The organism is Brevundimonas sp. TSRC1-1, assembly GCF_049898245.1.
Lineage (GTDB): Bacteria > Pseudomonadota > Alphaproteobacteria > Caulobacterales > Caulobacteraceae > Brevundimonas > Brevundimonas mediterranea_A.
Genome location: NZ_JAFCXI010000003.1, coordinates 424851 through 447033, shown reverse-complemented (window position 1 = coordinate 447033; position 22183 = coordinate 424851). Strand labels below are relative to the sequence as shown.

24 protein-coding genes are annotated in these 22183 nt (G+C 68.9%); 11 read left to right on the top strand and 13 right to left on the bottom strand.

Annotated elements, in window-relative coordinates; translation table 11 throughout:
• Positions 1-256: 256 nt before the first annotated feature.
• Positions 257-508 carry a DUF1902 domain-containing protein gene (locus ACP7CK_RS12155; RefSeq protein ID WP_426026146.1) on the bottom strand — a complete coding sequence of 84 codons (252 nt, stop codon included), beginning with the start codon at positions 506-508 and terminating at the stop codon, positions 257-259.
• 17 nt (positions 509-525) lie between these two features.
• Complete coding sequence (locus ACP7CK_RS12150) at positions 526-1428, bottom strand: site-specific tyrosine recombinase XerD (protein ID WP_426026145.1); 903 nt, start codon at positions 1426-1428, stop codon at positions 526-528.
• A 125-nt stretch (positions 1429-1553) separates the two neighbouring features.
• Here ACP7CK_RS12150 and ACP7CK_RS12145 point away from each other — a divergent pair, with 125 nt between their 5' ends.
• From ACP7CK_RS12145 to ACP7CK_RS12135, 3 genes are read left to right on the top strand one after another with little or no spacing between them, the layout of a single operon-like run.
• Positions 1554-2120 (top strand): shikimate kinase, encoded by a 567-nt coding sequence (locus ACP7CK_RS12145; protein WP_426026144.1) that lies wholly within the window; start codon positions 1554-1556, stop codon positions 2118-2120.
• Positions 2117-3223 carry a 3-dehydroquinate synthase gene (gene aroB / locus ACP7CK_RS12140; RefSeq protein WP_426026143.1) on the top strand — a complete coding sequence of 369 codons (1107 nt, stop codon included), beginning with the start codon at positions 2117-2119 and terminating at the stop codon, positions 3221-3223. Before ACP7CK_RS12145 ends, aroB begins: the two co-directional genes overlap by 4 nt.
• On the top strand, positions 3223-3810 hold the full coding sequence (locus tag ACP7CK_RS12135) for a GNAT family N-acetyltransferase (RefSeq protein WP_426026354.1): 588 nt from the start codon (positions 3223-3225) through the stop codon (positions 3808-3810). The genes aroB and ACP7CK_RS12135 overlap by 1 nt, the downstream gene beginning before the upstream one ends.
• Here ACP7CK_RS12135 and ACP7CK_RS12130 read toward each other — a convergent pair.
• On the bottom strand, positions 3807-4250 hold the full coding sequence (locus tag ACP7CK_RS12130) for an MliC family protein (RefSeq protein ID WP_008264014.1): 444 nt from the start codon (positions 4248-4250) through the stop codon (positions 3807-3809). The genes ACP7CK_RS12135 and ACP7CK_RS12130 overlap by 4 nt on opposite strands.
• A gap of 39 nt (positions 4251-4289) precedes the next feature.
• Positions 4290-4748, bottom strand: a complete 459-nt coding sequence (tadA, locus tag ACP7CK_RS12125; protein WP_426026353.1) for a tRNA adenosine(34) deaminase TadA — start codon at positions 4746-4748, stop codon at positions 4290-4292.
• A 12-nt stretch (positions 4749-4760) separates the two neighbouring features.
• Here tadA and ACP7CK_RS12120 point away from each other — a divergent pair, with 12 nt between their 5' ends.
• Together ACP7CK_RS12120 and rsmD are read left to right on the top strand one after the other, a co-directional pair.
• Positions 4761-6320 carry a pseudouridine synthase gene (locus ACP7CK_RS12120; protein ID WP_426026141.1) on the top strand — a complete coding sequence of 520 codons (1560 nt, stop codon included), beginning with the start codon at positions 4761-4763 and terminating at the stop codon, positions 6318-6320.
• 3 nt (positions 6321-6323) lie between these two features.
• Entirely contained in the window at positions 6324-6887 is a 564-nt protein-coding gene (gene rsmD / locus ACP7CK_RS12115) for a 16S rRNA (guanine(966)-N(2))-methyltransferase RsmD (RefSeq protein WP_426026140.1), read from the top strand.
• A 7-nt stretch (positions 6888-6894) separates the two neighbouring features.
• On the opposite strand, the gene ACP7CK_RS12110 is transcribed toward rsmD, so the two are convergent.
• Both ACP7CK_RS12110 and ACP7CK_RS12105 read right to left on the bottom strand, forming a co-directional pair.
• Positions 6895-7467 carry a hypothetical protein gene (locus ACP7CK_RS12110; RefSeq protein WP_426026138.1) on the bottom strand — a complete coding sequence of 191 codons (573 nt, stop codon included), beginning with the start codon at positions 7465-7467 and terminating at the stop codon, positions 6895-6897.
• Positions 7464-7913 (bottom strand): RNA polymerase sigma factor, encoded by a 450-nt coding sequence (locus tag ACP7CK_RS12105; protein WP_426026137.1) that lies wholly within the window; start codon positions 7911-7913, stop codon positions 7464-7466. Before ACP7CK_RS12105 ends, ACP7CK_RS12110 begins: the two co-directional genes overlap by 4 nt.
• A 98-nt stretch (positions 7914-8011) precedes the next feature.
• Between ACP7CK_RS12105 and ACP7CK_RS12100 the strand changes: the two genes are divergently transcribed.
• On the top strand, positions 8012-8305 hold the full coding sequence (locus tag ACP7CK_RS12100; RefSeq protein ID WP_426026136.1) for a hypothetical protein: 294 nt from the start codon (positions 8012-8014) through the stop codon (positions 8303-8305).
• A 212-nt stretch (positions 8306-8517) separates the two neighbouring features.
• Here the strand turns inward: ACP7CK_RS12100 and ACP7CK_RS12095 are convergent, their stop codons facing one another.
• The 6 genes from ACP7CK_RS12095 to cobS all read right to left on the bottom strand — a co-directional run bounded on the left by ACP7CK_RS12095 (position 8518) and on the right by cobS (position 15326).
• Positions 8518-8868 (bottom strand): endonuclease domain-containing protein, encoded by a 351-nt coding sequence (locus ACP7CK_RS12095; protein ID WP_426026135.1) that lies wholly within the window; start codon positions 8866-8868, stop codon positions 8518-8520.
• A gap of 177 nt (positions 8869-9045) precedes the next feature.
• Positions 9046-9531, bottom strand: a complete 486-nt coding sequence (locus ACP7CK_RS12090) for a low molecular weight protein-tyrosine-phosphatase (protein WP_426026134.1) — start codon at positions 9529-9531, stop codon at positions 9046-9048.
• A gap of 4 nt (positions 9532-9535) precedes the next feature.
• Complete coding sequence (locus ACP7CK_RS12085) at positions 9536-10369, bottom strand: hypothetical protein (RefSeq protein WP_426026133.1); 834 nt, start codon at positions 10367-10369, stop codon at positions 9536-9538.
• 163 nt (positions 10370-10532) lie between these two features.
• A complete protein-coding gene (mutL, locus tag ACP7CK_RS12080; RefSeq protein ID WP_426026132.1) occupies positions 10533-12419 on the bottom strand; it encodes a DNA mismatch repair endonuclease MutL in 1887 nt (628 codons plus the stop codon).
• Between the two features lie 63 nt (positions 12420-12482).
• Positions 12483-14246, bottom strand: coding sequence for a response regulator (locus ACP7CK_RS12075; RefSeq protein ID WP_426026131.1), 1764 nt, complete (start codon positions 14244-14246; stop codon positions 12483-12485).
• 69 nt (positions 14247-14315) lie between these two features.
• Positions 14316-15326, bottom strand: coding sequence for a cobaltochelatase subunit CobS (cobS, locus tag ACP7CK_RS12070; RefSeq protein WP_372705679.1), 1011 nt, complete (start codon positions 15324-15326; stop codon positions 14316-14318).
• Between the two features lie 121 nt (positions 15327-15447).
• Between cobS and ACP7CK_RS12065 the strand changes: the two genes are divergently transcribed.
• Genes ACP7CK_RS12065 through ACP7CK_RS12050 form a run of 4 tightly spaced genes read left to right on the top strand, consistent with a single transcriptional unit; the run spans position 15448 to position 19121 of the window.
• Positions 15448-16071, top strand: a complete 624-nt coding sequence (locus tag ACP7CK_RS12065) for a TetR/AcrR family transcriptional regulator (protein WP_292148235.1) — start codon at positions 15448-15450, stop codon at positions 16069-16071.
• Complete coding sequence (locus tag ACP7CK_RS12060; RefSeq protein ID WP_426026130.1) at positions 16068-17057, top strand: HlyD family secretion protein; 990 nt, start codon at positions 16068-16070, stop codon at positions 17055-17057. The genes ACP7CK_RS12065 and ACP7CK_RS12060 overlap by 4 nt, the downstream gene beginning before the upstream one ends.
• A complete protein-coding gene (locus tag ACP7CK_RS12055; RefSeq protein WP_426026129.1) occupies positions 17054-17992 on the top strand; it encodes an ABC transporter ATP-binding protein in 939 nt (312 codons plus the stop codon). Before ACP7CK_RS12060 ends, ACP7CK_RS12055 begins: the two co-directional genes overlap by 4 nt.
• A gap of 1 nt (position 17993) precedes the next feature.
• Entirely contained in the window at positions 17994-19121 is a 1128-nt protein-coding gene (locus ACP7CK_RS12050) for an ABC transporter permease (protein ID WP_292148238.1), read from the top strand.
• On the opposite strand, the gene ACP7CK_RS12045 is transcribed toward ACP7CK_RS12050, so the two are convergent.
• Positions 19118-19546 (bottom strand): organic hydroperoxide resistance protein, encoded by a 429-nt coding sequence (locus tag ACP7CK_RS12045; protein WP_426026128.1) that lies wholly within the window; start codon positions 19544-19546, stop codon positions 19118-19120. The genes ACP7CK_RS12050 and ACP7CK_RS12045 overlap by 4 nt on opposite strands.
• A 138-nt stretch (positions 19547-19684) precedes the next feature.
• Between ACP7CK_RS12045 and ACP7CK_RS12040 the strand changes: the two genes are divergently transcribed.
• Positions 19685-22090, top strand: a complete 2406-nt coding sequence (locus tag ACP7CK_RS12040) for a penicillin-binding protein 1A (protein ID WP_426026127.1) — start codon at positions 19685-19687, stop codon at positions 22088-22090.
• The last annotated feature ends 93 nt before the right edge of the window (positions 22091-22183 follow it).

The following is a 22183-nucleotide window of genomic DNA, read 5'->3' as shown; positions in this document are numbered from 1 at the left end:
ACGTCTGCCGTTACCATCAGGCCTAGGCCTGGCTGGGTTTGCGCGCCTTGGGCGCAGAAAGGGCTGCGGCGGCCTTCGACTGACGCCTCGCGGAGCCCAACTGCTTATACTTAAGCAGCCCAAATTCATGGACGCCGCCACCGACTCCAGCCATCGTTTGTTGCGAACGTGAAGAATCATCTACACGAATCCTACACGGCATTTTTCACTGAAAAAATCTCCCTATATTACAGACAATTAAACAAGAGAAGGGTGACTAGCCTTCTCCCATAGGGAGAGGGAAGGGAAGAGCCGCGACCGTGAAATGTGCTGCAGCCTCGAACCGAATGAGGGTGTCGCCGACAACGTTCATATTCTCGGCCAGAAGCTCTGCAGCGAAATGCCGGGCCAGCACTTCGAACTCGGTCAGCGTCGCGGTTTGGATCACGAGGCCAACGATGTTGGAGTCGCTGAACCAGACTTCGGCCTCGGGATCCCAGATCGCCTTGACGTAGAAATCCTCGGCCATGGCTCAAATATGCGCCGTCAATCATCCCGCGCCAAGGGGTGGTTCTGCTGGACGACCTGGGCCAGGCGGTCGGTGGCGACGTGGGTGTAGATCTGGGTCGTGGCGATGTCGGCGTGGCCCAGCAGGGTCTGGACGACGCGCAGGTCGGCGCCGCCTTCAAGCAGGTGGGTGGCGAAGGCGTGGCGCAGGACGTGGGGACTGACGCGGGCGGGGTCGATCCCCGCCGTGATCGCGGCTTCGTCCAGCAACTGGGCGAAGCGGCGCGGGGTCAGATGGCCCGAGCGGCCGGACGAGGGGAAGAGCCAGGGGCTGTCAGGCGCCTCGGGTTTTCGCCGGGCGTCGCGGGCGGTCAGCCAGGCCTTGATCGCCTCGCGGGCGGCGGTGTTCAGGGGCGCGAGCCTTTCCTTGCCGCCCTTGCCGCGCACGATCAGATAGGCGGGGTCGCGGCGCACGGCCTCGACCTTCAGCCCCAGAAGCTCCGACACGCGCAGGCCCGAGGCGTAGGCCATCTCGACCAGGGCGACCAGGCGCAGGCCCGCCGCCGCGTCACGAGCGGCGGAAGCGGCCAGCAGGCGGTCGATCTCGTCGCGGCTCAGCAGTTTGGGCAGGGGACGGCCCTGCCGGGGGGCGTCCAGACGGCGCGACGGATCGTCGGTCCGCCATCCCTCGGCCAGGGCGAAGCGATAGAACTGGCGCGCGGAGGAGCGACGGCGGGCGGCGGTGGCGGCGGACAGGCCGCGGCGCGACAGGTCGGCGAACCAGGCCTCCAGCGCCTCGGCGTCAGCCTTCATCAGTCCGCCGGCGTCCGACAAGGCGGTTTCGGCGTCGCTCAGATCCCGCCCATAGGCCGACAAGGTGTGGGGCGAGGCGTCGCGTTCGACCGCCATCATCTCCAGAAAGGCCTCGATCTGGGGCGTCATGGCGCAATCCGTCCTGCGAACGGATGGCGTGTGGTCAGGCTTGGTGTAGAGGTTTTCAGGATCATGCCTGCCTGCGTCGCCGCCTTCTCCGTTTCCTCGACCGTCTGTTCCGCCGGAGCCGCCGGATGAGGCGGCGCGCGAATCCGGGGCCGACCCGCACCATAGCCCTGGTCGGGCTGATGGGGGTGGGCAAATCGTCGGTGGGGCGCCGTCTGGCCAATCGGCTGAGACTGCCGTTCGCCGACGGTGACGTGGAGATCGAATCGGCGGCCGGGATGACGGTGTCCGAAATCTTCGCCGCGCTGGGGGAAGAAGAGTTTCGGGCCGGCGAGGCGCGGGTGATCCGCCGCCTGTTGGAAGGGCCGCCCATTGTGCTGGCCACCGGCGGCGGGGCGATGATGAATGCGGAGACGCGGGCCCTGCTGAAGGAACGGGCCGACACGGTCTGGCTGAGGGCCGATCTGGCGGTGATCGCGGAACGGGTGGCGCGGCGCGACACCCGGCCGCTGTTGCGGGGCAAGGACCCGCTGACGGTGCTGACCGACCTGGCCGAGGTGCGGTATCCAATCTATGGCGAGGCGGATGTGGCGGTCGATGTGGGCCAGGGCTCGCATGGCCAGGCGGTCGACGCCATTCACAAACATCTGCGCCGGCACTGGCGCCAGAGACGGCGCGCGGAGACGAAGACGTGACGATCATTCCAGTCAGCGGCGGGGCCTTCGCGGCCTATGATGTCGTGGTGGGACGCGGGCTGTTGGCCCAGGCGGGCGAACGGATCGCGCCGCTGGCCAAGGGCCGGACCGTCATCGTCACCGACGAGACCGTGGCGCGCATCCATGCGCCGGCCCTGACGGCGTCGCTGACGGCGGCGGGCGTGAGGAGCGAGATCGTGGCTGTGCCGGCGGGCGAGGGGTCGAAGTCCTTCACCCAGTTGGAACAGGTGCTGGACCGGCTGCTGGAGATCGGGCTGGACCGCAAGGACGTGGTCATCGCCCTGGGCGGCGGCGTGGTCGGCGACCTCGCTGGACTGGCGGCGGCGCTTTACATGCGCGGCGTCGACTTCGTGCAGATCCCGACGACTTTGCTGGCCCAGGTCGATTCGTCCGTGGGCGGCAAGACGGCCATCGATACGCCGCGCGGCAAGAACCTGGTCGGCGCCTTTCATCAGCCGCGCCTGGTGCTGGCCGACATCGACGTTCTGGCGACCCTGCCGGCGCGGCAGGTGAAGTCCGGCTGGGCCGAGGTGCTGAAGCACGGCCTGATCTGCGACGCGGGCTTCTTCGACTGGCTGGCGGGCGAAGGGTCGGCGGGCGCCGAGGGCGATCCGGCGGCGCTGGAACGGGCCGTGATCCGCTCGGTCGAGATCAAGAGCGCCGTGGTCGGCGAGGACGAGAAGGAAGCCGGGCGGCGCGCCCTGCTGAACCTGGGCCACACCTTCGGCCATGCCGTCGAGACCGAGGTCGGGTTCGACGAAGACGCGCTGGCGCATGGGGAAGCCGTGGCCTTGGGGTGCTGTATGGCGTTCCGCTATTCGGCGCGCGAGGGCCTGTGTTCGGCCGAGGATGTGGCGCGGGTCGAGGCGGTGGTCGCGGCGGCGGGCCTGCCGACGCGTCTGGATCAGGCGGGCGTGTTCGCGGCCGACCGGCTGCTGGCCCTGATGGCCGGCGACAAGAAGGCCGAGGGCGGGGCCCTGACCCTGATCCTGGCGCGCGGGATCGGCCAGGCCTTCGTCGCCAAGGGCGTGGATGCGGACAAGGTGCGCGCCTTCCTGATCGAGGAAGGCGCGACGGCGTGATGCGGATCGTCCCGGTCCCGCTGGAGGATCGGTTCGTGCGGCTGGAGCCGTTCGAGGACGGTCTGAAAGACGAGGTTCGTGCGGCGCTGAACTGCGATCCCGAGGCCTGGGCCGCCATGGTCGGCTCGGCCCAGGGCGAGCATTTCGGCGGCTGGTGGGACAGCGCCCTGACGGCCATGCGGTCCGGGACACGGATCGCCTACGCCGTGCGGCGACGCTCGGACGGGGCGGTGGTGGGCACGACCAGCCTGTACGAGATCCATCCGGCCTATCGCCGCTGCGAGATCGGCTCGACCTTCTATCGGCCTGAGGCGCGGGGCGGGGCGATCAATCCGGCCTGCAAACGGCTGTTGCTGGGCCATGCCTTTGACGCCGGGGCGGTGCGGGTCGAGATCATCACCGACGCCCTCAACGCCCGAAGCCGGGCGGCGATCCTGAAACTGGGCGCCAGGGCCGAGGGGGTGCTGAGAAAGCACAAGATCACCTGGACAGGGCGTGCGCGTGACACCGCGATGTTCGCCGTCATCGATGACGACTGGCCCGAGGTGCGGGACGGGCTGGATCGAAGGCTGGCGGCGCTGGCCTAATCCACCGCCCGGCATTGCGTCGGCTGGCGGCCCTGGACGGACCAGGTGGCGAGGACGCCCTTGCCGCGCAGATCGACGTTGGAGGCGCGGTACCAGATGCCGTCGGCGGCGCGTTCCTGGTACAGGTCGATGGCCTCGCCGGACGAGTTGCGGATGGTCGCCATCTGGCGCGGATTGTCGAAATCGACCGACAGGCGTTCGCCGTTGTCGCACAGATAGACGGTGTGGACGACGCGGTTCAGGGTGCGGTCCTGGACCTCGGCGCCGGTGCGCTGGCGGGCGGTCTGGGCCTCGATGGCGCGTTCCTTGACTTCGTCGCCGGTGCTGGGGGCCTTGTCGGGATCGGGGCCGCAGGCGGCCAGAAGCGCCAGGGCGGCGACAAGGGCGGGGGCGGCCAGGCCGCGGTGGACGAGGGACGACGGCGGAACCGGCTTGAACAAGACGCTTATCCTCACAACGGCGCCGCTTGGCGCGCCGGTCTAACGTACGCCGTTCGCGGCCGTTCCCCTCCGTTGACGGAAGAAGGATTTGAGCAGGCCGGACGACTCGTCGGCCAGAAGACCCCAGTCCGTCGCCGGGCGCCAGTGGCATGTGGGCTGTTCGAACAGGCGGGGGCCGTGGAGCACGGCGCCGCCCTTGGGATCGTCGGCGGCCCAGACCACGCGGCCGATCCGGGCGTGGCTGATGGCGCCGGCGCACATGGCGCAGGGCTCCAGCGTCACATAGAGGGTCAGGCCGGTCAGTCGGTAGTTTTCCAGCGCCGTCGCCGCGCGCCGCATGGCGACGATCTCGGCGTGGGCGGTGGGGTCGTGCGCCGCAATCGGGCCGTTGGCGCCGGTCGAAATTACCTCACCTGAGGCAGGATCGACAAGAATTGCGCCCACAGGCACCTCTCCTGCGTCCGCCGCCGCTTGCGCTTGGTCCAGCGCCATGCGCATGAACCGCTCATCATGGTCCGCCATACAGACGACAACGACAAGAAGCCCCGCGCCCGTCAAGACGAACGGTCGCCCCGGCCCTTTAAATCCTCCGGTCCTCGCAAGAGCGGCGACGGGAAGACCTCCTTCGGCGACAAGCCGCGCAGCCCTCGCGAAGACGGCCCCAAGCGGTTCGGCGACAAGCCGGACCGGGGAGATCGGCCGCGCGCCGGCAAGGACGGCAAGCCGTCGTCCAATGCGGGCAAGAGCGACACGCCCCTGCGCGCCGAGCGAATCGCCAAGACCATGGCCCGCGCCGGCATCGCCTCGCGTCGCGAGGTCGAGCGGCTGATCGGTCTGGGCAAGGTGGCGGTCAACGGCCGCATCCTGGACACGCCCGCCACCCTGGTGACGCGCGACGACGTGATTACTGTGGACGGCAAGCCCATCGGCTCGACCCAGGCGACGCGCGTCTGGCGCTATCACAAGCCGGCCGGCCTGCTGACCAGCCACAGCGATCCGACCGGACGGCCGACCGTGTTCGACGCCCTGCCGGCCGGCCTGCCGCGCGTGATCTCGGTCGGACGGCTCGACCTGGCGACCGAGGGCCTGCTGCTGCTGACCAACGACGGCGAACTGAGCCGGGCGCTGGAACTGCCGGCGACCTCGCTGGTGCGTCAGTACCGGGCGCGGGCGCGGGGCAAGATCACCCAGGAACAGCTGGACAAGCTGAAGGACGGCGTGGTCGTGGACGGCGTCTCCTACGGCCCCATCGAGGCGACGCTGGACAAGGCCAAGGAGTCCAAGTCCGAGGATGGTCGCGCCCCGGCCAACCTGTGGATCTCGGTCTCGATCACCGAGGGCAAGAACCGCGAAGTCCGCAAGGTGCTGGAGTCGGTCGGCCTGACGGTCAATCGCCTGATCCGCCTGGCCTATGGTCCGTTCCGCCTCGACGTCCTGCCCATCGGCTCGGTCGAAGAGGTCGGGCCGCGCGTGATCCGCGAACTGCTGGCGGAGTACATCCGGCCCGAGAACCTGCCGACCGGCAATACGGTCGAGACGCCCGCGCCCATCCCCGGCCGCCGGGTGTCGACGCCCATCGTCAAGGGACGCTCGGGCTCGGCCATGTCGGACCCGTCGCGCAAGCCCAGCCGGGTCCGCGCCGCCGAAACGGCCCAGGCCGACGCGGTCGAGCGCCGCGAGCGCCCGCCGAAGAAGGAAGGCTGGGCCAAGGCCGCGCCCAAGACCGGCCATCCGAAGAAGAGCTTCAAACCGCGCGAGGGCGCCCCGACCGACGGCGAACGCCCGGCCCGCACCTACAAGCCGCGCGAGGACGGTGATCGTCCCGCCCGCGCCTATACGCCGCGCGAGGGGGCTCCGGCCCGCAGCAGCGACGGGCCCAAGCGCGAGTACAAGCCGCGCACGGCGGGCGCTGACGCCGGCAAGCGCGAGTTCAAGCCGCGCGGCTTCGGCGCGGCTTCGCCCAGCGGACGCGAAACCCGGCCGCCACGCACCGGCGGCGGCAAGCCGGCGGGGCCTTCGGGCACCAGCGGCCGCGCGCCGGGGGGCAAGCCCCGCACGCCCCGGAGCTGAGGCTTGCGGATCGTTGCGGGAAGCCTGAAGGGCCGGGCCATCGTCGCGCCGGAGGGGCAGGGCACGCGCCCGACCTCGGACCGGGCGCGGCAGGCCGTGTTCAACGTGCTGGAACACGCCGCCTGGGCCGAGAGCCTGAACGGCGCGCGGGTCATCGACCTGTACGCCGGATCGGGCGCCCTGGGGTTCGAGGCGGTCAGCCGGGGCGCGGGCTTCTGCCTGTTCGTCGAGACCGACGACGGGGCGCGGGGCGCGATCCGCGAGAACGCCGACGCCTATGGGGTTATGGGGCGCACCCGCGTCCATCGGCGCAGCGCCACGGACCTGGGCGTGCGGCCCGGATCGGACGGCGAGGCCTTCGACATCGCCTTCCTGGACCCGCCCTACGGCAAGGGTCTGGGGGAGCAGACGCTGGCAAGGCTGCTGGAGGGGAACTGGCTGAAGCCCGGCGCCCTGGTGGTGTTCGAGCGCGGCTCGGACGAGCCCGACATCGACACGCCTGGCTATGACCGGCTGGACGCGCGGGACTATGGCGCGGCGCGGGTGCTGTTCCTCCGGGTCGCCTAATCCGGACCTACGGGGCGTCTATTTCCAGCGCCTCCAGCGCCGCCCGATGCGCCGCCATCCGACGGCGGCAGCGGCGGGCGTGACGCAGGTAGTAGCCGATGCAGATGACCAGGAAGCCGAACATCCCGGCGATGACGGCCCCGGCTGGCCCCTGCGCGGGATCGACCGTCGTCAGGATGACCCCCAGGAAGATCATGGCCGCCACGCTGATGGCGACGCCGGACAGGGCCCAGCGATAGCCGGTGCGGGCCTGGCCCAGGGCGAAGCGAAGCCCGGCCTGGGGCGTCTCGGTCAATAGGCCGGGATGGTCGCGTCGCGCCCAGACGGTCAGGCCCAGGGCCACGAGGACGAAGGCCAGGCCGGCCGCGAGCGGGGCCAGGGGAAGGCCGCGATAGGCGCCCCAGCCCACGACCCCCAGCACGACGACCCCGCCGCCCATCTCCACCCAGAAATTGAGCCGCGCCAGCCGGTCGCGGCGGCGCAGCGACCGGATGAAGCCGGCGTCCAGCCGGGGTTCGGGGTCGGGGGTTTCGGTCCAGGCCTGGGTCAGGTCGGTCCAGTCGTCATCAGGGCGGGTCATGGGCGGACCTCTTGGGACGGAGCGGGGTTCAGGGCCTCTCGCAGCGCCGCCTTTGCGCGGGTCAGGCGGATGGAGACGGTGTTGGGGTTCAGGCCCAGCATGTCGGCGATCTCGGCCGGGGCGAAGCCTTCCAGGGTCAGAAGCGCCGGCTGGCGCAGCGACAGGGGCAGGGCGCGCACCGCCTGGCCCAGCCGTTCGTGCAGATCCCGCGTCTCGGCCGCCTCGCGGGCCACATGGGTGACGGCGCGATTGTGGGCCACCCGGGCGATGAAATGGCGCAGGGGCGCCTCGCCCCGGTGTTTGGGCAGGGCGCGCCAGACGGCCAGCAATATGTCCTGCTCGAGCTCGCGCCGCCGCTCGCGATCCGCCTCATAGGCCGAGGCGATGCGGCGCAGCATGCCGCCGTGCTCGGCCAGCAGGGCCTCGAAGGTCTGGTCGCGTCCCAAGCGCGGCGGTCTCCGTGAAAAAATCGTCGGTCGGGATGAAAGACTCAGGAACCGGCCGAGACTTTCAGGTCAGGCGTCGAAAAACAAAGGAGTTCGCCATGACGATCGAGACAGGGACGGTGGAGACGCCGAAAAAGGGCGTGCTGATGCGCAGTAAGGGATTTTTGAAGGCCCTGGCGGCGGCCCTGCTGGTGGCGGCGGTGTGCGCCTGGGCCGGGTTCGGGCTGGGCCTCTATCTGGATCTGGATCGCGGGGCGCGCATCACCCTGGCCATTGTCGCTGCGGTGACGACCGAGGCCCTGTTCTGGACCACGGCGGCCCTGCTGGGGGTGTCGGTGGTCGAGGCGCGCAAGCGCATCTGGCGCAGGATCACGGGACGGGGCCGCGACTGATCGTCGAGGCCGACGGCGGGTGCGACCGCTTCGGGCGCCGGCCGCGCGGCGGCCCCCTCCACCACCGCGCGAAGAGGCGCGGCGGTCCCCCTCCCCCAAGGGGGGAGGAATGCGAACGGTGATGACCGAGAATGCGCGTGGTGATGACCGAAATCCTCCCCCCTTGGGGGAGGTGGATCGCCGGCGAAGCCGGCGAGACGGAGGGGGCCCGTCTAGCCCCTGAGCCGCAACCCGATCCCCTCCAGCACCCCGGCCATGTCCGCCAGCACATCCCGCGCCGGTATCCGCAGCACGGCGACGCCCCTCTGGTTCAGCCAGTCGGTGCGGCGGGCGTCATGCCGCGCCTGATCGGGGGCGTCATGGCTGGACCCGTCGATCTCGACCGCCAGCCGGGCCGCGTCGCAGTAGAAGTCGAGGATATAGGGCCCGATCGGATGCTGACGCCGGAACCGCGCCCCGCACAGCCCGCGTTTGCGCAACGCCTGCCACAGCAGGACCTCGGGCAGGGTCAGGCTGCGGCGGAGTTCACGGGCGCGATCCAGGGTTTTGCGTGATGCATCCATGGCGGGAATGTGCGTCGAGACCCGGTGCGCGGCAAGCCCCCTCCACCACCGCGCGAAGAGGCGCGGCGGTCCCCCTCCCCCAAGGGGGGAGGAATGCGAACGGTGACGACGACCGAAATCCTCCCCCCTTGGGGGAGGTGGATCGCCGGCGAAGCCGGCGAGACGGAGGGGGCGCGGTCAGTCGCGCGTGCGGCGCAGTCTCCCGGCCAGCTGTTCCGCCGCCGCCGTCACCTCGGCCCAGGTGACGTCGAACCCGGCGTCGTCGCCGAAATAGGGATCGGTCACGGCCTGGCCCTCGCGGCCGGGCACGTGGTCGAGCAGCAGGCTGAGTTCGGCGACGGCGCCCCCTTCATCGTCCCTGGGGGCGATCCGGCGCAGATCAGCCAGGTTGTCGTGGTCCAGGGCGATGACGTGGGTGAAGCGGCGGAAGTCCGCCGGCGTCACCTGCCGGCCCTGATAGCCGGAAATATCGATCCCATGTTTGCGCGCCACGGCCTGGGCGCGCGGATCGGGCGGATGGCCGACATGCCAGTTCCCCGTGCCGGCGGACTCGACGATCAGGTCGAGCCGCAGGCGTTGAGCCTCGGCGCGGAGGGCGGCCTCGGCGAGGGGGGAGCGACAGATGTTGCCGAGGCAGACGAAGAGGATGGAGGGAAGCGTCAATTTATTAGTCCAAGACTATTTCAGGCCGAACTTGTTTGAGGACCCACTTAAAATAGTTTTTGTACTCGCAAGAGTCGCAGTAAAACGATCCAACCTGATCATATTTCATCGCGGCAACGGAGCGCCATGGGATGTGATTGCACTTGGCGCATTGTTCGCATTTTATATGCGCCAATCTGGCCTTGAAGCCGATGTCTTTACCGTCGATTCTGACATGCCAACTGCCTGCACATTCAGGATTGATGCAGGATACGACTTGCCCTTCTTTAAGTAAATCTGCACGCCTGCGATTCTTAGTTCCACAATCGCATTCAAAAGAAACTTCTTCTCCGATTCCGGAAAAAGTCATCGTTGTATTGGATAGTCTTCTCAGCTCAGTAATAACATCTATCACTTTTGCTTTAATTTTTTCCTTGTCTCCATAGTTCGGGATTACATCGTTTCTGCTTTGAGGAAGCCGCACGTGAAGAGCCAGCTTCGCCAAGGCATTCCAAAATTTTCCCATCAGCTTCGGATCAAACCCGACCTCCGTTCCTATTTCGACGTAATCTTCGTCTTTAGGGTCTCTTCCCTCCACGGAAGGTAGTCGGGAAATACTTAATGTTCGGGTGGACGTTGCGTGTTGGTCAACGTCATTAATCAGTGTGTTTACGACCTGGTTTGGTTGCCATTTTTTCAAATCTTCATGTGAAATATAGTCGTGGCATTGTCTAAGACGATCATAACAAACCTTTTCCAAGGCAAGGCGAGCTTCTAGAGCGGCGTAGGTGACGCTGGCATCAGTATCTTGATTTAGAAGTTCTGTGATGCGCTCAATGATCGGCGGGATATTTATCACTTGCTGATTCACTCCTTGGAATGCGCGTGTCCGTAGGGTGCGCCAGCGTCAGGATCGGGCGTATGGATCCTCGGGACAAGCCCGAGGATGACGAGTTGGGGTGGGGGCGGCGCGAACGCTCGAGAATGGGGTATGGCGTGGAGGCGCGCTCACCACTCACCCTTCACCTTCTCCCAAACAACCTCTCCAGATCGTGCAGCTTCAGCTCCACATAGGTCGGCCGGCCGTGGTTGCACTGGCCGCTGTGCGGGGTGGCTTCCATCTGGCGGAGGAGGGCGTTCATCTCGGGGGCGCTGAGGATGCGGCCGGAGCGGACGCTGCCGTGGCAGGCCATGGTGCCGCAGACCTCGGCCATCCGTTCCTTCAGCGACAGGGCGGCGCCGTGTTCGGCCAGATCGTCGGCGATGTCGCGGATCAGGCCCTGGACGTCGGTGTCGCCCAGCATGGCCGGGGTCTCGCGCACCAGGACGGCGCCGGCGCCGAAGGCCTCGACGATCAGGCCCATCTCGGCCAGTTCCTCGGCGCGCGAGGCGACGCGTTCGGCCTCGGCCGGGTCCAGATCGACCACCTCGGGCGTCAGCAGGGCCTGGCGGGTCACGGACCCCTCGGCCATCTGGGCCTTCATCCGCTCATAGACCAGCCGCTCGTGGGCGGCGTGCTGATCGACGATGACCAGGCCGTCGCGGGTCTGGGCCACGATATAGTTGGCGTGCAGTTGGCCCCGCGCGGCGCCCAGGGGGTAGTCGAGGGGGTCGATGGGCGGGGCGTGAGGAGTGAATCGTGAGTCGTGACTGGCGGCGTCGGCGGGCGGCTGTTGCGTCCATGACGGGGCGTCCCAGCTCGGTTCCACGCGGGCGCTGCGTTCGTTGAGGCCGGGCAGGACTTGGGCGGCGGCGGGCTGGGACCAGCCGGTCCAGCCGCTGAACCCCTGGGCCGAGGGGGAACTGGGGCTGTAGGCCGGTCCGGTGGTGACGCCGGTGTGGGGCTGAAAACCGGCCATGGCGTCGGCGGCGACGGTGGTGGAGGCGCGGTGGCCGGCGGCGTGGAGGGCGTGACGCAGGGCGCCGACGATCAGGCCGCGCACCAGGGCCGGGTCACGGAACCGGACCTCGGCCTTGGCGGGGTGGACGTTGACGTCCACGTACAGCGGGTCGATGTCCAGGAACAGGACGGCGGCCGGGTGCCGGTCCCTGGCCAGGAAGTCGGCATAGGCGCCGCGCAGGGCCCCTTGCAGCAGCCGGTCCTTCACCGGGCGGCCGTTGACGAACAGATACTGATGCGCCGCATTGCCGCGCGAATAGGTGGGCAGGCCGGCGTAGCCCGACAGGCGCACCCCGTCCCGCGCCTGATCGATCAGCAGGGCGTTGGCCTCGAAATCGCGGCCCAGCAGGGCCGACAGCCGCTTCAGCCGGCCTTCGTCGCCGGGGTGTTCGGCGGGCAGGCGAAGGGCGACCTTGCCGTCCAGCGACAGGGTGAAGGCCACGGCCTCGTGCGCCATGGCCTGGCGTTTGATCTCTTCCGAAATGGCCATGGCCTCGGCCCGTTCGGACTTCATGAACTTGAGCCGGGCGGGGGTGGCGTAGAAGAGGTCGCGCACCTCGACCCGCGCGCCGTGCGGGCCGGGGAAGGGGGCGGGGGCCAGGGGACGGGTGGCGCCGCCCTCGACTTGGATGACCCAGGCCTCGGCCTCGTCACGCGACCGGGTGGTGATCGACAGGCGGGCGACCGAGCCGATCGAGGGCAGGGCCTCGCCCCGGAAGCCCAGGGTGTGGATGCGCAACAGGTCCACATCGCCGGCGTCGTCGGGCTCCAGCTTGGAGGTGGCGTGGCGCTCGATGGCCAGGGGCAGCTCGTCTTTCGGGATGCCCTTGCCGTCGTCGGCGATCAGGATGCGCGACAGGCCCCCGCCGTCGGCCTGGATCTCGATATTGCGGCCGCCCGCGTCCAGGGCGTTCTCGACCAGTTCCTTGATGGCGCTGGCCGGGCGCTCGACCACCTCGCCGGCGGCGATGCGGTTGACGGTTTCGGGGGAGAGGCGGCGGATGGGCATGTTCACCCAAGATAGGGCGGCGAAGGGATTCGCGCCACGACGGCGTGTGGGCGCGCGGCCCCGTCAGGCGTCAGCGTGCTGGGGGGCGGCCGAGAGAACGGCCTGGAGGGCGGCGATCTCGATGGGCTTGCGCAGAACGCCGTCGGCGCCGGCCGCCATGTAGCGGGCCACGTCCTCGTCGAACACATTGGCGGTCAGCATCTGGATCGCCGTGCGGGGGCGGCCGGTGGCGGCCTCCTCGGCGCGGATCGCCGTCAGGGCCTCGACCCCGTCCATGACCGGCATCATCACATCCATCAGGACCAGATCGAAGGGCGTCGCGCGCAGGGCCTCGACCGCCTCGCGCCCGTTCTCGACCAGCACCAGGTCCAGGCCGAAGGACTGGAACAGCAGGGCCAGCAGCTTGCGGTTCGCCGCATGATCCTCGGCGGCCAGGACGCGGGGCGCGCGCGGGGCGGCGACCGAGGCGTGAGGCTGGACGGCGGCGGTCGAAAGCGTCGCCCGCTCGGCCGTGAAGCGGAACCAGAAGACCGCGCCCCGGGGCTGGGCCGCCCGCACGCCGAGGGCGCCGCCCAGGGCCTGGACGCTGGCGCGACACAGGGCCAGACCCAGGCCGGCGCCGCCCGCCGCGCGGCCGGCGTCCAGTTGTTCGAACGGCAGGAAGATGCGTTCGCGCTGATCCTCGGGCACGCCGGGGCCCTGGTCGTGAACCTCGAAATCCAGGTCGATGCGGCCGTCGGCGGCGGGCAGGGCGCGGATCCGGATGCAGATGGTCCCGGCCGGCGTCAGCTTCAGCGCATTGGACAGATAGTTGATCAGGACCTGCTCGACCCGACCCTCGTCCGTCATCACGACGAAATGCTCGCGCACGCCCTGAAGCTCGATCTTCAGGCTCAGGCCCAGTTCGTCCACGCGGGATCGCCAGACGCGCGCGATGGCGTCCAGCCGCTCGCCCAGATCGACCGGGGCGAGGCGCAGATCGACCTCGCCGGACTCGATCTTGGAGATGTCCAGGGCGCCGTTCAGCAGGCGCAACAGCATCCCCCCGGCCTCGGCCATGTCGTCGATCACGGCGGCCTCGGCCTTGGGGCGACGACGGCCGCGCAACACCTCGGTCAGGCCCAGGATGACGTTCAGGGGGGTGCGGACCTCGTGGCTGATCATGGCCAGGAAGCGGGACTTGGCCTTGTTGGCCCGTTCGGCGGCGGCGCGGTCGGTCTCGGCCTGGGCCAGGGCGGTCTGAAGCTCGCGCGAGCGTTCGGTCAGGGCCACCATCAGTTCGACCGTCTGGCGATCGCTGCGCCATTGGCGCCAGGAGGCGGCGATGACGCCCAGGACGAACACGCCGACGGCGACCTTGATCCCCGTGGTCGCCTGGGGCTGGTTGGAGGCGAGGATCATGGCCGCGATGGACGGCGGGACGACGGCGGCGGCGAAACTGCGCCGGCTGATGTGCACCTGAAGGGCGCCGACCATCAGATTGCCGGCCAGCAGCAGGCGCAGATAGTCGAGATAATGGGGCTGGGAATGCCAGACCGCGAGAATGAACAGGGCGTTGTGCGTGGAGAGGCCGAGGGTGACGGCCTCGGTGCTGAGCCTGAAACGTCGCTCGGCCCCCGGGGCGCGGGGGCGGGCGCGAGCGGTCTGGACGACGTTCCAGAGCACCAGGTAGAGGCCGAACTGGAAGACCGCGAAATTGGTCGCCCAACCCCAGCCGATCACCCACCAGCCCACGATCACGATCGCGGCGATAGTGACCAGCCGCACCGGGAACATGTCCCGGTAACGGTCGGCATAGGCTTTTAGGTAATCTGTACTGTCGGCCACTACGCCAAGTCCCCGCTTCAAGCGTGGCCTTACGCGAGGGAGCTTAACGAGGCCTCAATCTGGGGCGTTTCAGCCCACCTTCACCCGCGTGGCCGCCTCGGGCAGGTCTTCGCCGAAGGCGCGCTGGTAGAATTCCGCGATGGTGGGGCGTTCCAGTTCGTCGCACTTGTTCAGGAAGGTCAGGCGGAAGCTGAGCGCCAGGTCGCCGCCGAAGATGATGGCGTTCTGGGCCCAGGTGATGACGGTGCGGGGCGACATGACGGTGGAGATGTCGCCGTTCATGAAGGCGTTCCTGGTCATGTCGGCGACGCGGACCATGGCGGCGATGCGACGGCGGCCCTCGGCGTCCTTCCACTCGGGCACCTTGGCGGCGACGATCTCGGCCTCGACGTCGTGGTCGAGGTAGTTCAGCGTCGTCACGATGTTCCAGCGGTCCAACTGGGCCTGATTGATCTGTTGCGCGCCGTGATACAGGCCCGTGGTGTCGCCCAGGCCGATGGTATTGGTCGTGGCGAACAGGCGGAAATGCTTGTTGGGGCGGATGACGCGGTTCTGGTCCAGCAGGGTCAGGCGGCCCTGGGCCTCGAGCACGCGCTGGATCACGAACATCACGTCGGGGCGGCCGGCGTCATATTCGTCGAACACCAGGGCGACGGGGCGTTGCAGCGCCCAGGGCAGGATGCCCTCGCGGAATTCGGTGATCTGCTTGCCGTCCTTCAGGACGATGGCGTCCTTGCCGATCAGGTCGATCCGGCTGACATGGCTGTCCAGGTTGACGCGCACCAGGGGCCAGTTCAGGCGGGCGGCGACCTGTTCGATATGGGTCGACTTGCCCGTGCCGTGATAGCCTTGGACCATGACGCGGCGGTCGAATGCGAAGCCGGCGCAGATGGCGATCGTCGTCTGCGGGTCGAAGCGATAGGCCTCGTCGATCTCGGGCACATGGCTGTCGCGCTCGGCGAAGGCGGGCACGGTCATGTCGCTGTCCACGCCGAAGGCCTCGCGCAGGGTCACGCGGCGGGCGGGTTCGAGCGTCAGCAGGGGGTCGGGAGTGGCGTCGAGCGGGGAGGTCATCCGCATCCCTTAGAATTCCAGCGCCGCGGGGTCCAGTGGGCGCTTTGACGAGGATGGGAGGACGCGGCTTTACAGCCGGGTTCCGGCTAATTAATAACTGACCGGTCAGTTATAAAGAGGCGTCATCTTGTCCGTCGGCGAGCCCAAATTCCGACGCCGCCCCGCCGATCGCCCGGCTGAAATCCTCGCCGCCGCCCTGGACGTGTTCGCCGAGCGCGGCTTCCAGGGCGCGCGGCTGGAGGAGGTGGCGCGGCGGGCCGGAGTGTCGAAGGGGGCGCTGTATCTGTATTTCGAGACCAAGGCCGATCTGTTCCGGGCTGTGGTGACCGACGCCATCTCGCCCAACATCGAGCGGGTCAAGGCCATGGCCTCGGCCGAGGTTCCGTTCGAACAGGCGGCGCGGCTGGGGATCGGCATGCTGGCGCGGACGGTGGTCACTGACCGACGCATCAGCGGCGTGGTCAAGCTGGTCATCGCCGAAAGCCGCAACCATCCCGAACTGGCGACCATCTGGCATGAGACGGTGGTCGCGCCGGGGCTGTGGCTGATCGGCGGGCTGATCGCAGCGGCGCAGGCGCGCGGCGAGGTGCGGGCGGGCGATCCGCGATTGTTCGTCTTCGGCCTGATAGGGCCGATGCTGCTGGCGATGATCTGGCGCGAGACCTTCGAGCCGATCGGGGCCGGCACGATCGACCCGGTGGCGCTGGCCGACCAGCATCTGGATACGGTCCTGAGGGGAATGAAACCATGAAACGCCCGGGCATGAGCGTGCGGTTCGTGCTGGCGATCGGGGCGATCGCCGTCGTTGGAGCTCTCGTCTGGTGGTTGGTCCTGCGCGGCGACGGGGCGCGGACCCTGACCGGCTATATCGAGGGCGAGCGGGTCTATCTGGCGGCGCCGGTCTCGGGCGCCGTCTCTGCCCTCTATGTGCGGGAAGGCGAGCGGGTGGCGGCGGGCGGCCGCACCTTCCTGATCGACCCGCGGGTGCAGCAGGCCCAGGCCGACAGCGCGGCGGCGGCGGTCGGTGCGGCCGAGGCGCGGGCCGCCGACCTGAGAAAGGGCCAGCGCGTTGAGGAACTGTCGGTGTTCGACGCCGAACTGGCCGCCGCCCAGGCCAGCGAGCGGGCCGCCGAGGCGGACTTTGCGCGGATCGAGCCGCTGGTGCGGCAGGGCATCTATGCACCGGCGCGGCTGGATCAGGCGCGGGCGGCGCGCGACGCGGCCCGCGCCCAGACGGCGGCGGTCAGGCGACGGCGCGATGTGGCGGCGATGGGGGCGCGGCAGGATGCGATCTCGCAGGCGGAACAGCAGGCCTTGCAAGCGGGCGGCGGGCTGAGCGAGGCCGAGGCGCGGCTGGGCCAGTTGTCGCCGACGGCGCCGGTGGCGGCGCGGGTCGAGGAGATCTTCTTCCAGCCCGGTGAGTGGGCGGGGGCCAATACGCCGGTGATGGCCCTGCTGCCGGACAGCGAGGTCAAGCTGGTCTTCTTCGCGCCCGAGGCGGAGATGGCCCGCTATCGGCCCGGCGGGACGGTGCGGTTCAGCTGCGACGGCTGCGGGGCGGCGAGACGCGCCCGGATCAGCTGGGTCAGCCCGCGGCCCGAGTTCACCCCGCCGGTTCTGTACAGCCGCGCCAGCCGGGACCGGCTGGTCTATCGGATCGAGGCGCGGCCGGAGCAGGCGGCGACGTTGAACCCGGGCCTGCCGGTGGATGTGACGCCGCTGGGGGCGGGGGAGTGACCGACGCCGCCGGACCGGTGATCGACGTGCGCGGTCTGAACAAGTCGTTTGGCCCACTGCACGCGGTCAGGGATTTCGGCATCACGGTCGAACGCGGGCGCATCTGCGGCTTCCTCGGGCCCAATGGGGCGGGCAAGACGACGACGCTGCGGATGCTGTGCGGCCTGCTGACGCCGGACAGCGGCGAGGGCACGGTGCTGGGCTATGACGTCTTGCGCCAGTCGCAGGCGATCAAGCGGCGCGTCGGCTATATGACGCAGAAATTCTCTCTCTACGAAGACCTGTCGATCGAGGAGAACCTGACCTTCACGGCGCGGGTGCACGAGTTGGACCGGCGACGCGAGCGGGTGCAGACAGCCCTGGACCGGCTGGGGCTGACCGAACGGCGGGCGCAGCTGGCGGGTCATCTTTCGGGCGGCTGGAAGCAGCGGCTGGCGCTGGCGGCGGCGACGCTGCACGGGCCCGATCTGCTGCTTCTCGACGAGCCGACGGCGGGGGTCGACCCGCAGGCGCGGCGCACCTTCTGGGACGAGATCCACGCCCTGGCGGCCGAGGGCATGACGGTGCTGGTCTCGACCCACTACATGGATGAGGCCGAACGCTGCCACGAGATCGCCTATATCGCCGGCGGTCGGACCCTGGCGCGGGGTACGGCGGACGCGGTGATCGAGGCCTCGGGGCTGGTGACCTTTCAGGCCGAGGGGCCAGGGGCGGACCGGCTGGGGGCCGAGCTGCGCGCGAAGCCGGGCGTGGAGATGGCGGCGCCGTTCGGCACGGTTCTGCATGTGTCTGGGCGGGACCGCGCGGCGCTGGAGGCGGCGATCCGGCCGTTCCGCAAACCGCCGCTGACATGGCGCGAGACGCGGCCGACGTTGGAGGACGTGTTCATCCAGCTGATCCACGATATCGAGGTGGAGAAGGGGAGGCCGGCCTGAGATGCTGTCCCTGACCCGCACCTGGGCCGTGATGGCCAAGGAGTTCGTCCAGCTGACCCGCGACCGGCTGACCTATGCGATGATCCTGCTGCTGCCGATCATCCAACTGCTGCTGTTCGGCTACGCCATCAACGACGATCCGCGGAACCTGCCGACGGCGGTGCTGGTGCAGGACAATGGCGCCTTCTCGCGCTCGATCCTGACGGCGTTGCACAACAGCGGCTATTTCGACATCGCCGTGCAGGCGCGCAGCCAGCCGGAGCTGGACCGGGCGCTGGAGCGGGGCGAGGTGCAGTTCGCCGTGATCATCCCGGCCGACTTCACCCGACGGGTGGTGCGCGGCGATGCGGCGCAGATCCTGGTCGAGGCCGACGCGACCGATCCGTCTGCGACTTCCGGAGCGGTGGCGGCCCTGGCGAACCTGCCGGCGCAGGCGCTGACGCGCGACCTGACCGGACCGCTGGCCGCCCGGGCGTCGGGCGCCGCGCCCTTTGAGGTGATCGTGCACCGGCGCTACAATCCCGAAGCCATCACCGCCTACAATATCGTGCCCGGCCTGCTGGGCGTGATCCTGTCGATGACGCTGGTGATGATGACCTCGCTGGGCATGGCGCGGGAACGCGAGCGGGGCACGATGGAGACGCTGCTGTCGACGCCGGTGCGGCCGCTGGAGGTCATGGTCGGCAAGCTGACGCCCTATGTGCTGGTCGGCCTGGTCCAGGCGACGGTGATCCTGGTGCTGGCGCGGCTGTTGTTCAACGTGCCCATGAGCGGCGGCTGGATCGCCCTGGGGGCGGGGCTGATTCTGTTCATCGTCGGCTCGCTGGCCCTGGGCTTCCTGATCTCGACGGTGGCGAAGACCCAGCTGCAGGCGATGCAGATGAGCGTGTTCTACATGCTGCCGTCGATCCTGCTGTCGGGCTTCATGTTCCCGTTCCGGGGCATGCCCGACTGGGCCCAGGCGCTCGGCACGGCGATCCCCGTCACCCATTTTCTGCGGGTGGTGAGGGGATCGCTGCTCAAGGGCGTCGGGCTGGAGAACGCCGGGCCGAGCCTGTTCGCACTCGGGCTGTTCGTGCTGACCGTCGGAGCGCTGGCGATGCTGCGCTACCGGACCACGCTGGATTAGACGGCGGCCAGTTTCACATCGACGTTGCCGCGCGTGGCGTTGGAATAGGGACAGACCTGGTGGGCCTTCTCGATCAGGTCGTCGATGACCGCCTGGTCCAGGCCGTGGTCGGTGACGGTCAGGTCGACGTCGAGGTTGAAGCCCTCGCCGCGCGTATTCTTGCCGAAGCCGATACCGGCGGTGATCTTGGTGTCCGGGCCGACCGGGGTTCCGGCCTTGCCGCTGACCAGACGCAGGGCGCCGAGGTAGCAGGCGGCGTAGCCGGTGGCGAACAGCTGTTCGGGGTTGGTCCCGTCGCCGCCCTTGCCGCCCATTTCCGCAGGCGTGGACAGTTTGACGTCGATCTTGCCGTCGTCGGTGGCCGAGCGGCCGTCTTCGCGGCCGCCGCCGGAGGCTGTGGCCTGGGCGCGATACAGAACTTCCATGGTGGGCTCCTGTGGATTGGGAAGGCTTCAGATGGGGGCTTAACGGGAGACGGGAAGGGGGCGTTGCATCCGCGCCCTAGCCTTTAGGGGGCGACGCGGGCTAAAGCACGATTTCGGGGCGCGTCGTCGGAGTACGCAGTGAAGATTGCCGAACGCTGGTTCGTATGGGCGGGCATGGTTCTGCTGGGCGGCATCGCCCTGGCGGGGTTGGTCGTCGCCGTCTATGCGGCATGGCTGTTTCATGACCTGCCGGACGCGTCCGAGCTGGCCGATTATCGGCCGCCGACGGCGACGCGGGTCTATGCCGGCGACGGCACCCTGATCGGCGAATTCTCGGACGAGCGCCGAATCTATGTGTCCTATGACCAGATTCCCCTGACCGTGGTGCAGGCCTTCCTGGCCGCGGAAGACCGCAACTTCTTCCAGCACGGCGGGATCGACGTGGGCGGCATCGGCCGGGCCTCGATCAAGAACATCTTCAACCTGGTGCAGGGGCGCCGGCTGGAGGGCGGATCGACCATCACCCAGCAGGTGGCCAAGAACGTCCTGCTGACCAATGAATCGAGCCTGAACCGCAAGCTGAAGGAAGCCATCCTGGCCAATCGCCTGGAGGCGACCCTGTCCAAGGAGCAGATCCTCAACCTGTATCTGAACGAGATCTTCCTGGGCTATCGCTCGTTCGGCATCGCCTCGGCGGCCTACAACTATTTCGGCAAGTCGCTGGCGCAGCTGACCCCGGACGAGGCGGCCTTCCTGGCCTCCCTGCCCAAGGGGCCGAACAATTATCACCCCAAACGCCACCCCGGCGCGGCCAAGGGCCGGCGGGACTGGGTGCTGGGCGAGATGGAGCAGAGCGGCTGGCTGACCGAGGCCCAGCTGGTCGAGGCGCGCGCCCGGCCGCTGGTCACGCGCGATGCGCCGCAACGGTCGGAGTACAAGGACGCCGACTTCTTCGTGGAAGAGGCGCGGCGCCAGGCTGCCGCCAATCCGGACTTCGGGGCGCAGCTGCGCGCCGGCGGCTTCTATATGCGCACCACCCTGGATCCGACGCTGCAGACGGCGGCGCGCCAGGCCCTGATGCAGGGGCTGGAGAACTATGACCGACGCCACGGCTGGCGCGGGGGCTGGGGCACGACGGACTTCGCCGAGGGATGGCAGGCCGCCGCCCTGAAGGAACAGGCGCCGCCCGAACGCCGCACCTGGCAAGCCGCCGCCATCGAGAGCGTCAGCGGAAACACCGTCCGCATCCGCACCGCCAAGGATGACGAGACCGGAACCCTGATCGCCGCCGACGCCGCCTGGGCCAACGCCAACAAGCAACTGCGGCGCGGCGAACTGATCTTCGTCGAGCGGAAGGGCGGTCAGTACGCCCTGAAACAGGTGCCGCGCGTCAACGGCGCCCTGGTGGCGATCGAGCCCCAGTCGGGCCGGGTGCTGGCGATGGTGGGGGGCTATTCCTACGCCCTGTCCAGCTTCAACCGGGCGACCCAGGCGCGGCGCCAGCCGGGTTCAGCCTTCAAGCCCTTCGTCTATGCGACCGCCCTGGAAGGCGACTTCACCCCGGCCTCCATCGTGCTGGACGCGCCGATCAGCTTCGCCGGCGGGGCCAACGGCCAGCGCTGGACGCCGGAGAACTACAGCCGCGAATACTATGGGCCGCAGAGCTTGCGGCGCGGGCTGGAGCTGTCCCGGAACGTCATGACGGTGCGGCTGGCCCAGTCGGTGGGCATGAAGAAGATCGTCGATCAGTCGGCCCGGATGGGCATCCCCGGCCTGACGCCCAACCTTTCGGTGTCGCTGGGGGCCGGCGAGGTGACGCCGCTGGAGATCACGGCCGCCTATTCCGCCTTCGCCAACGGCGGGCGGCGGGTCACCCCCTATCTGATCGACTATGTCCAGGATCGCGACGGCGAGACCATCTTCCGCGCCGACACCCGCAGCTGCCGCGACTGCTCCCGGGGCTTCTCCGGTCAGGAATCGCCGCGCCTTCAACCGCGCGGAACCCAGGTCATCGATCCCATCACCGCCTATCAGATGAGTTCGATGCTGGAAGGCGTGGTCCAGCGGGGCACGGCCGCCAGCGCGCGCGGCCTGGGCCGCTGGGTGGCGGGCAAGACCGGCACGACCAATGAATATCGGTCGGCCTGGTTCGTCGGCTTCACCACCGACATCGTGGTGGGCGTCTTCATCGGCTTCGACGACAACCGGTCGCTGGGGTCGGGCGAGGCGGGCGCCTCGGCCGCCGTGCCGGTGTTCACCGAATTCATGCAGACGGCGCTGAAGGAACGGCCGGCGCGGCCCTTCGTGCGGCCCAAGAACGCCGTCTTCCGCATGGTGAACGGCATCGAAGAGGCATTCCGTCCGGGTACGGAACGTCAGGCCCCGCGGCCGGTCCAGGCCCCGACCCAGCCCGTCGGGCCCCAGAACTATTATGAGGTGATCCGCCGCGAGCAGGAGGCCGCCGCAGCCGCAGCGCCACCGCCGCCCGCCGCCGCCCCTCCGCCGAAGAAGGCGCCGGCCGAGGACTTGAGCGGATTGTATTGAGGCTCTAGGTAGGCCTTTCGAACGGCGCGTCCTCGTGGCGCGCCGTTTTCCTTTAATCCTGCCCTTTTGCAAGGCCGCGAGCCTTGCTGTCTG